An 8,690-nucleotide genomic window follows, 5' to 3' on the forward strand; every position below is an offset into this window, starting at 1 on the left:
AGGCGTGCACGCCGCACGGCGCTCCCACCCACCTCGACACGTAGGGGAAGACGTGACGACGTATCTCGGTGGCGAACAGGTCGACCACGCTCAGGCGGTGCTGGACCGGCATGCCGTCTCCAGCGCGGACGGCCTGTGTCTGGCGTGCAGGGTGCCCGGACCGTGCGAACAACACGAACGAGCGGCGAAGGTGTTCCAGGTGTCGCTGCGACTGCCCCGGCGGGTGCCTGGCGCGACGCAACCGCACTTGATCGGCGTTCGCCGCGCTGACGAACCCGGCTGGTTCGGCAAGGCGAGCTGACATGCGGACCCCCCGGTGACCCCGGCGGCACTCGTGGTGAACGCATTCACGCCGATTGAAGCTGGTGGCGGGCCGGTGCTGACGCCCGTCGAGCTGGTCGAGGCGCGGCGCGCCCTGGACCGAACGCTGTCAGCGCGGCGGCGCGCCATCGGAGTCACGCAAGTGCGTCTTACCCGGCTGGTGCCGTGGTCGCGGAGCACGATCGCCAACGTCGAGATGGGTCGGCAGAACGTTCCGCGTGCTTTCTGGCAAGACTGCGACGGAGTACTGTCCGCACATGGCGAGTTGCTCGGCGTGTCCGACTACGTGGACTGGCTGACCCGCCGATACCGCGAACAGGTGGCGGCCGAGCAGACCGCGCCACCCCTCGCGCCGCGACCGGCGCAGCGAGGCCCGTGCGGGGGAGCATGGGTCCTGGTGCCGGTCAGGGCGGGCTGGCCGGGATGACTGTGCAGCCGCCCGAACCGGACGCCGCCGGAGTGCGCCGGTTGCTGGAGCAGGCGCGCGAGGTGCTCGACGCGCATCCGTACCCGGGCGACGGAGCGTGCGGCGGCTGCCTGGCCGGTTGGTCACGCCTGGTGCCGTCGCCATGCGAACAAGCACGGTGGGCGGCGGCCGTGCTGCAGCACTACGGCAGGTCACCCGGCGGTCCGTCGGAGACGCGGTGAGGGGCGGGCCGGCGCGGGCCGCTCGCCGGGCGCGCGGACCTCCTGCCGGAAGACCTCATACGGCGCCCACCAACGCACCTTGCTTTGCCCCTCGATCCGGTCGAGCCGTTGCTCGACCACACCGTGCAAGGAGACGACGTCATGACCATGCTTGGAATGCCCGCGGTGCCGGCGGCGGTGCCGCAGCGCGCCTCCGGTCCGGTGGCCTTCACCGCCGGCCACCACTTCGCAGTAAGCAGCGCCGCTTCCGTGGAGGAGTTGGCCGAGGCAGCGACGGTGCCGCTGTCAGTGATCCTGCAGATCACCAAGCGATGCAACTTCGACTGCTCGTTCTGCTCCGAGACGTTGCAGCTGCCCGATCCGACGTTGGCGCAACTCGACACGATCCGAGGCAACCTCGCCGGCGTACAACGGGTGTTCCTCTCCGGCGGGGAACCGCTGCTGCGCCGCGACTTCGGCGATGTCGTGGACATGTACGCCGGAGACTTCATCCTCGGAATCCCAACCAACGCCACCCGCGGCTTGCAGCACGCGAAGTCGATGGTCGGCAAGGTCGCGTTCGTCAACGTCGGCCTGGAGGGTCCGCGCGCCACGACCAACCGGGTACGCGGCGACTACGACGAGGTGATGTCCGGTATCCGGGCGTTCCTTGAGCACGGCCTGCCGCTGTCGCTGTCAGCGGTGGTGTACCGATCGACGCTGCACGCTCTGCCGTTCACGTACCAGATCGCCGACGTGATCGGGGCGGGCAAGCTCAAGCTGATCCTGCCGCTGCGCAAGGGCAACGCGCTCGACCTGGAAGAACACGAGTTCATCAGCCTCGACGAGGCCGGACAGACCTTCGACCGGCTGACCGAGGCGCGGGCGGTGCACGACTGGCGGCCAGCGCTGCGCATGACGACCTGGACGCCGCAGACCGAGGGCCACATGATCCTGGTGGAGGTGACCGGCAAGGCGTCGGCGTGGCCGGTCTACGACGCGCCCGACCTGCTGGAACCGCTGGGCAACCTCCTTGAGGAGCCGGTGACGGAGATCTGGAAGCGGTACCGGTTCAAGCGCAACCACTTCGCCAAGTACCTCGGCAAGAGCATCCGCACCGTCGCCAACGCCGGCACGGCCGCCGGGACGGGCGGGCACGCCCGTGCGTGACTTCAGCAACCTGCAATGGCCTGAAGCGCCGTTCGGGGCCGAGCAGCGCCCGTTCGGCCGGCGTTGGGACATGCTCGCCGCGTTCGCCATCGACTGGTCCGAGCAGGCACCCGGATTGCGGGAGGTGCCGGTCGCGGCGGCGACGGTCTACCTGCGGGTGCGCAGGCACGGCTCGGCCTACGACATCAGCGGCGACACGCTGCAGATCGGGTTCCGCGCCGCGGTGCTCGACCACTTGGCCGAGGCGACGAACCTGCTCGCGCTGACCGACCGGGCCTTGACCCGCGCCCGTCGGCACGCGGTCATCCTCGCCGGGCACGCGCTCGGTGAGGATCTGACCCGCATGATGCTGCTGTCGACCACGCCTCTGCGCGGCGCGGCCGGAGTGGCCGAGGCGTGGACCGACCGGTCGGCCAAGGGGCGCGGGCTAGCCCTGATGATCGACACCTCGGCGGAGGCGAGCCAGACCGGGGCGGCACTGGACATGCCCACCGCCCCGCTGCCCGCGCCGATGCCGGACGAGCCGGCGAGGGCCGCCACGGCGGCAAGGACCGTGTTGGCGCGGGCACTGGCGATCGGGCTCACTGCGGCCGTCCACGCCGGCCGCTACCGCTGGGAGGGAACCTTTCCCGTCGCCGACGCGATCGATCGGGCCGCCTGGGACGTGCTCGATCCCGCCAACACGGTGACCACGCCGCCCGACACGACCGGGCGAGCGCCTACCCCCGTCGAGACATAGACGGCGCTAACGTCGGTGGCCGCCGCCCGCACGCGCGGGCGGCGGCCACCGGCACCACCCGGCACACATCGAAGGACAACCACGACAGGCGGAGGACCGGTTGTGCATGTGATCAGCGATCTCGACGGACCCGGCGGCGTGCCAGCCCGGCTGCCCGGAACCCGGCTCGTCGCCTCGATCGACGTGGAGTGGAGCAAGAACTACCGGATCAAGAACGGCAACCAGGCGTTCTGCTACTCGATCGTGTGGCTCACCGTGCCCATCGGCGACGGCTCTCCGGTGCTCCTGGACACCGGCCGACTGCCGGTGGCCTGCACGAGCCTCTACTTGGACAGCGACGCCGAACGCGGCGACCTCGTTGCGGCAGCGGCGGCCGACATCGCCGCCGCCACCGAGGCCGCCGACCTGATCACCGGCCACCAACTGTGCAGCGACCTCGCCGTGCTGGCCGCCAACGCCGGCCCCCGCCCCCCAGCCGCGCTGCTCGCGGCGCGGCAGGCGTGGCGCGACCGGCGCACCGACACGGCGCGGCAGGTGCTCGACACTCGCTTCGACGCCGATCACGTGCTGTTCGGGCGCTCCCGCCGGCTGGTCGACGTGTGCGGCGAACTCGACCTCGACGTGGCCCAACCCGAACTCGCCCGTAAGTCCATGACCGCGCTGCACCGCGACTGGCTCACCAACCGCGACGTCCAGGCGCGGGAGCGGATCACCGTGCTCAACCTGCGCCACAGCCTGTCCACCGCACTGGTGGGCCTCCGCGCGGCCGGGGAGCTGACCTGGCCCAAGCCGGTCAACGTCAACACGATGGTCGCAACAGCGCTCGCCGGGCGAGTCGGCTGGCTGGACCACCCCACCTTCCGGGCCCTACTTCCAGAAAGGCGGCCGTCGTGACGATCCGCACCTGTGTCGTGGTCGGCATCGAAGGCACCCACGCCGCCGGAAAAACCACCCTGGTCCACGCGCTGACCGCTCACTACCGGGCGCGCGGCGTGCTCGTCGCGTGCACCCCGGAACCAGCCCGCACCAGCCCGTTCATCGAGGAAACCGTCATCCACGGCAAGGGCGCCTTCGACCTCGCCACCGAAGTTGACCTGTTCGGCGCGCAACTGTCGACCACGCTGCGCGCCGCCCGCCACCACGACCTGCTGATTTGCGACAAGACAGCGATCAACGTCCTCGCCTACGCCCGCCTCGTGCTCGCCACGCCGCCCGGCAGCCACGAGGCCGCCGTGCTGCAAGCGATGGCAGCCTTCTGCCGGGCATGGGCACCGCGCACCTACGACGCGGTGTTCTTCCTGCCCGACGCCTACACCGACCCGGCCGACCCGATGCGCGCCAAGGTCGCCCACCTCCAAGACGAAACCGCGATCGCGGTCCGCGCGGCGTGCGCCGAGACCGGAGTGCCGCTGCACGACGTGCCGCCCGGCCTGGACCTGGCCGAACGAGTCGCCCACCTCGCCCGGCGAGTCGACGCCCTGCTCAACCCCACCGGCGATAGCCTCGACCTCCGTGACCCCGGCCCCCACGCACCCCGTTGACGTGCTGCTCATCCTCACCGACGGCGATCACGTTCTGCTCGCGCTACGGGACAGCACCGGATACGCCGACGGCCAGTGGAACCTGCCCAGCGGCAAACTAGAAATCGGCGAAGACGCGATCAGCGCGCTCGTCCGCGAAGCGGCCGAGGAAATCGGCGTGCACCTGGACCAAGACGAGGCACGCATGGTCGCCACGGTGCACCACCGAAACAGCGCCGGAGCCGCCCGCGTCGGCCTCGTCTTCGCCGCCCCGCACGACCCGGCCCGTCACGGCGAACCAGTCAACAATGAACCGCACAAGTGCGCCAAGATCGAATGGTTCCCGGCTGACATGCTGCCGTCCCACACCTACCCCTACACCGCCGCCTGCGTAGCCGCCTGGCGCGACGGCACGCCGCTACGCCTGAGCGGATGGCGGTAGCGCCTAACCGCTACGCACGGCGGCTCAGAAGCCGAGCTGAGCGCGGCTGAGGCGGAGGCGTTGACTGCTCAGCTACGCCAGGCGGACCGGGCGGCGCCGGTGGCGTTGGGCTGGTGTCTGGACGTTTTGTGGTTAACGAGTTCTTCCTCGGGTTGGGTCCTGCTGCTGCGGCCCGGGAGCGTGGGCGGGGTGAGTTGTTCCGGTGGCGTCGGGCGCTGGAAGCCGGGCTGCGCCCGCCCAAGCGGGGCGGGCGCAGGTCAGGCGGCGCGTGGCGGGGCGGGTTGGTGCAGGCGGAGGAGGCGGGCGAGTTTGGTGGCTTGGTCGACGGTGGGGAGGCCGGCTTCGGCGGCGAGGGCTTGGATCTCGGTCTCGGTTTCGGGGTCGGTCAGGTAGCGGGCCATCGACAGCGTTCCCGGCAGGACTGCAGGTTCGGTGTCGGGGTGTGCGGTCGGGGCCTCGCCGTCGGCTGCCCGCGTGGGCGGGGTCGGCGGCGACGGGTGTGGTGTGGTCGCGCGTGATTGCTGGTCACGGCGTGTGGCCATGTCCCTCCCAGGACGGCTCGTGGCGTGAGGTCGACGTGTCGGGCCATGGGCATCTCCTTTACGGACGTAGGGACTCGCTGAAGATCGATCGCCGGGTCGTGCCGTTGGGCAGGCGGCATCAGGCCGGCGACGGGTGGAGGGGGCCGCGGACTGTAACTCCGGTGGCCTCGGAAGTGAAGACGTGGGCCACTCACAGGAACTGTCACGGTGCTCGGTTGGTGTGAGTGCGGGGACGGTGGCCGGCTCTGTCGCCGAAGGACTACCGCTGACAGACCGGTGAGAGATGGCGAGGATCTGCCCCCGCGCCTCCGACGCGCCGTCCGGCATGTTGTCTCGGTGTGGGCCGTTTCGACGGGCGGACAGCCGCCGCCCCGGGCTCGGGCGGGCGTGGGCGGGTTCGGCGGTGTGTGGGCCGCACAGCCGCGCGACGCGCCGCCTGTCCCGTCGGCCATCAGGCGGCCCGCCGGTCGGGGCTCGGCGCGGGGTGGGTGGGGAACTCGTCGTCATGGCGGGTGTCGGTGTAGGGCAGGTCGATCAGGCGGTGACGGCCGGCGCTGCGGCCGGTCAGTTGCCAAACCTGGTCGGCGGGGCTGGCACCAAGTGCGGTGCGCAGGTCGGCGGTGGTGGTGGCGATGACCGTCTCCAGGCCGGGGACGTCGGCGAGGCGGTGGTGCAGGTTCGCCTCTCGGCGGGCGGAGGGGAGGTGGAACAGCACCGGCCACGCCCAGGTGCTCATGGCGTAGAGCCGTTCGTACTTGGCGATCTTCTCGGTGAGGATGTCGAGGCGTTCGCCTCCGGTGTCGTACTCGAGGAAGAACGGCACGGACCGTCCGCGCTCGGTCCAGACGCCAGCGCCGTCGGGGCGGGGCAGTCCGGTGGGTCCGTGGACCATGATCTGCGGGTTGCCGCCTTCGCGGTAGAACACGCCTGGGTCGTGGTAGGCGGATGCGGGCTGCCAGCGGACCAGGCTGGCATCGGGGTGGGTGCGGGCGTGAGCGGCGAGGTCGATGAAGACCTGGTTGCCGCCGAGCAGGTGCGGCAGGTCCGGCCGGGAGGTCAGGGACTGCTTGCGGCGGCGGGCCTGGTCCCGGCGCGGCGGTCCGAGCCCGCGTTGGGCGTGGACGTGCTCGTAGCCGAGCTGGTCCAGGACGTAGTGGTACGGGTAGGAGCCACCGTCGGGCTTGTTGGGCCGGAACCGGTCCACCGCCCGCAAGACGGTGAGGCGGCGCAGCCGGCGTTGGGCGAAGTCCAGGGACGGGAACAGGGCGGCGGCGATCTGGTCGGTGGTGAGCACGCCGTGGTCGTAGAGCCAGCCGAGGAGCCGGTCGTCGCGGGCGGTGATGCTGGCCTGCAGCCGCAGCAGCGCATCCGGAGCCGGCAGCGATCTACTACGCATGGGCGGCCCCTGGGGAGACACCCCACACATGAGGGTGTGTCTGGAGCCGATCGAAGCCGGTGTGAGCGGGGTTGACCTGGGCTGTGAGCGGAGTCCGGGGGTCGGTTCGGGGGTCGGGATCAAGACGGACGGTAGAACGGGGAGCCACGCTGACACCGACATGGTCGGCCACACCGGATCCTGTGTGACGATGCCGTGAGAGCCGCTGTGAGTCTGGCCGGTGATGGTGCCGGCGGTGCAGGTGCCGGCCACTCTGCTGGGTGATCATCGTTGTTGCTCCTTGGTCAGGGGTGTGGGTGGGGGTGAGGGGGGCGCACCTGCCGCCGCTGCGGGATATCGGAGGGGCGGCGGGAACGCGCTGACAGGTGGGTCGGGTTCTGTCAGGTCGCGGGCTTGCTGACAGACAGGTGGGCTGGTCTGACAGCGGCGGCTCGGTCTGACAGATGTCGCAGGGGTGGTTCTGTCACGCGGCCTCCCGCGGTGACAGATCCGGTGTGGGTGGGGTGGTCTCGGCGCGTAGGACGCGCACGAGCGCCGAGGCGGTGGCGTTGGACAACTGGTGCCCGTCCGCGCGGAGCTGTTGGGCGAGGGCCTTGCGGGACAGCGGCGTTCCCTCGGCGGTGAGGGTGCGGGCGGCGGTCCGGGCGGCCGGGACCAGCGCGGCGACCTCCGGACCGCACTCGCCGGTCGACGCCTCGTCGTCCCGGCGGTCCGGGACCGCTGGAGGCTGGTCCGCGACGGCGGGGACCGCCGTCGCGGAGTCCCGGACCGCGGCAGCGGCGACGGGGACCGGCGGGCGGGTGTCCGGGACCGACGCGTCGACGGTCAGCGCCGATCCACGCGCGGGCTGGGCGGTCGGGTGGGGTGGGGCGGGGTCGGCGCGGCCGAGGGCGATCTTCACCATGGCCAGAAAGCCCAGGGCCGGCAGGGCGGCGGCGATCCAGCCGATCACCGACGCCTCCGCCTCCACCACCTGCGCAGCCAGCGACAGCGACACCGCCACCACGAGCACCGTGGCGGGGAAGGCGACGCTTTTGCCCAGGCGCCGGTTGCGCCGCAACTCCAGCCCGGCGGCGATCGACATCAGCTCCAGTACGACGGAGTTGGCCCAGGCCAGCCAGCCCGGCTGGCCGTGTCCGGCGGCGACGTCATGCACGTGCGTGAAGGACGCCGCGCCGGCCGCGCCGCCGATCAACAGCATGATCGCCACCTGGGCCCGGTTCTCCCACCGCTCCCGCCTCGCGCCCACCTGCCCCGGCGAGCCGGAGCGTCGCTGGTCAGGTGTCGCCAACGGCCCACCACCTGGATCCAGGCGGCGCGTGCACGGCCGCGTTCGGCGTTGTCGGGTGGAGGCGAACCGCGACGACAGCCGCCGCCTCCATGGGGTTGATGTGTGAGGTCACGTTCGTACTCCAAACGGGTTGGTTGAAGGGTTCGACTTCAGGTGGTTGGGGTTCCGTCCCAGGTCGCGCCTGCCCGGCTCCGGTTGGTTTCCGGGCAGGCGCGACCCTGCCGGGTGACGCCCGGCCGGGCGGACCCCTGGTGCGTGCAGGGGACGACAAAAGGTCACTATGGTCGAGTCAACGAACACGCCAGACCCCGCGCAGGGGCAGGCACCAGGGCAGCAGGCGTCGCCACAACCCGCACAGCAGGCTGTGGTCAACGCGCGGACACAGGGGCAGACGGCCAAGCCGAGCCACACCAGATCAGGACTCACCACCGACAGCGCCGCAGAAGCGCTCAGGTGGTGCGGCGGCTCAACTCGCCGACAGGCGATCCTTCATGTGGGGCCTCCTATCTCTCCACGCCCCGCGGCGTCGGTACGAACAACGGCAGGCTGGGCTTCCCCCTGAGATGTGGACACCCTGAGACTGGATGTTGGTCCAGAGGAAGGGGTGTCCCCCGTTGGGGCGTCCATCGAAGTACACGGAAG

The 8,690-nt window shown here is 71.1% G+C and carries 11 protein-coding genes; 8 read left to right on the plus strand and 3 right to left on the minus strand.

Annotation, left to right across the window (positions count from 1 at the left end; genetic code table 11):
- Positions 1–52: 52 nt before the first annotated feature.
- The 8 genes from ABTW87_RS04695 to ABTW87_RS04730 all read left to right on the plus strand — a co-directional run bounded on the left by ABTW87_RS04695 (position 53) and on the right by ABTW87_RS04730 (position 4,819).
- On the plus strand, positions 53–301 hold the full coding sequence (locus ABTW87_RS04695; protein ID WP_168003152.1) for a hypothetical protein: 249 nt from the start codon (positions 53–55) through the stop codon (positions 299–301).
- A 15-nt stretch (positions 302–316) separates the two neighbouring features.
- Complete coding sequence (locus ABTW87_RS04700; RefSeq protein WP_350648496.1) at positions 317–748, plus strand: helix-turn-helix domain-containing protein; 432 nt, start codon at positions 317–319, stop codon at positions 746–748.
- On the plus strand, positions 745–969 hold the full coding sequence (locus tag ABTW87_RS04705; protein ID WP_350648497.1) for a hypothetical protein: 225 nt from the start codon (positions 745–747) through the stop codon (positions 967–969). Before ABTW87_RS04700 ends, ABTW87_RS04705 begins: the two co-directional genes overlap by 4 nt.
- 141 nt (positions 970–1,110) lie before the next feature.
- A complete protein-coding gene (locus ABTW87_RS04710) occupies positions 1,111–2,118 on the plus strand; it encodes a radical SAM protein (RefSeq protein ID WP_350648498.1) in 1,008 nt (335 codons plus the stop codon).
- Entirely contained in the window at positions 2,111–2,857 is a 747-nt protein-coding gene (locus tag ABTW87_RS04715) for a hypothetical protein (RefSeq protein ID WP_350648499.1), read from the plus strand. Before ABTW87_RS04710 ends, ABTW87_RS04715 begins: the two co-directional genes overlap by 8 nt.
- A 102-nt stretch (positions 2,858–2,959) precedes the next feature.
- On the plus strand, positions 2,960–3,751 hold the full coding sequence (locus ABTW87_RS04720; RefSeq protein WP_350648500.1) for a hypothetical protein: 792 nt from the start codon (positions 2,960–2,962) through the stop codon (positions 3,749–3,751).
- Positions 3,748–4,398, plus strand: a complete 651-nt coding sequence (locus ABTW87_RS04725) for an ATP/GTP-binding protein (protein WP_350648502.1) — start codon at positions 3,748–3,750, stop codon at positions 4,396–4,398. Before ABTW87_RS04720 ends, ABTW87_RS04725 begins: the two co-directional genes overlap by 4 nt.
- Position 4,399: 1 nt before the next feature.
- A complete protein-coding gene (locus tag ABTW87_RS04730) occupies positions 4,400–4,819 on the plus strand; it encodes an NUDIX domain-containing protein (protein WP_350648503.1) in 420 nt (139 codons plus the stop codon).
- A gap of 257 nt (positions 4,820–5,076) precedes the next feature.
- Here the strand turns inward: ABTW87_RS04730 and ABTW87_RS04735 are convergent, their stop codons facing one another.
- The 3 genes from ABTW87_RS04735 to ABTW87_RS04745 all read right to left on the minus strand — a co-directional run bounded on the left by ABTW87_RS04735 (position 5,077) and on the right by ABTW87_RS04745 (position 7,958).
- Entirely contained in the window at positions 5,077–5,361 is a 285-nt protein-coding gene (locus tag ABTW87_RS04735; protein WP_350648505.1) for a hypothetical protein, read from the minus strand.
- Positions 5,362–5,812: 451 nt separating this feature from the next.
- Complete coding sequence (locus tag ABTW87_RS04740; protein ID WP_350648507.1) at positions 5,813–6,757, minus strand: replication-relaxation family protein; 945 nt, start codon at positions 6,755–6,757, stop codon at positions 5,813–5,815.
- Between the two features lie 463 nt (positions 6,758–7,220).
- Complete coding sequence (locus tag ABTW87_RS04745; protein WP_502891525.1) at positions 7,221–7,958, minus strand: DUF2637 domain-containing protein; 738 nt, start codon at positions 7,956–7,958, stop codon at positions 7,221–7,223.
- Positions 7,959–8,690: the final 732 nt, after the last annotated feature.

The sequence above is a fragment of the Micromonospora sp. NPDC126480 genome, assembly GCF_040302465.1.
Taxonomy (GTDB): domain Bacteria; phylum Actinomycetota; class Actinomycetes; order Mycobacteriales; family Micromonosporaceae; genus Micromonospora.

Coding starts and splice junctions, on each gene's coding strand:
- ABTW87_RS04705 (WP_350648497.1), top strand. CDS start 745: ATGACTGTGCAGCCGCCCGAACCGGACGCCGCCGGAGTGCGCCGGTTG.
- ABTW87_RS04710 (WP_350648498.1), top strand. CDS start 1,111: ATGACCATGCTTGGAATGCCCGCGGTGCCGGCGGCGGTGCCGCAGCGC.
- ABTW87_RS04735 (WP_350648505.1), bottom strand. CDS start 5,361: ATGGCCACACGCCGTGACCAGCAATCACGCGCGACCACACCACACCCG.
- ABTW87_RS04740 (WP_350648507.1), bottom strand. CDS start 6,757: ATGCGTAGTAGATCGCTGCCGGCTCCGGATGCGCTGCTGCGGCTGCAG.
- ABTW87_RS04745 (WP_502891525.1), bottom strand. CDS start 7,958: ATGCTGTTGATCGGCGGCGCGGCCGGCGCGGCGTCCTTCACGCACGTG.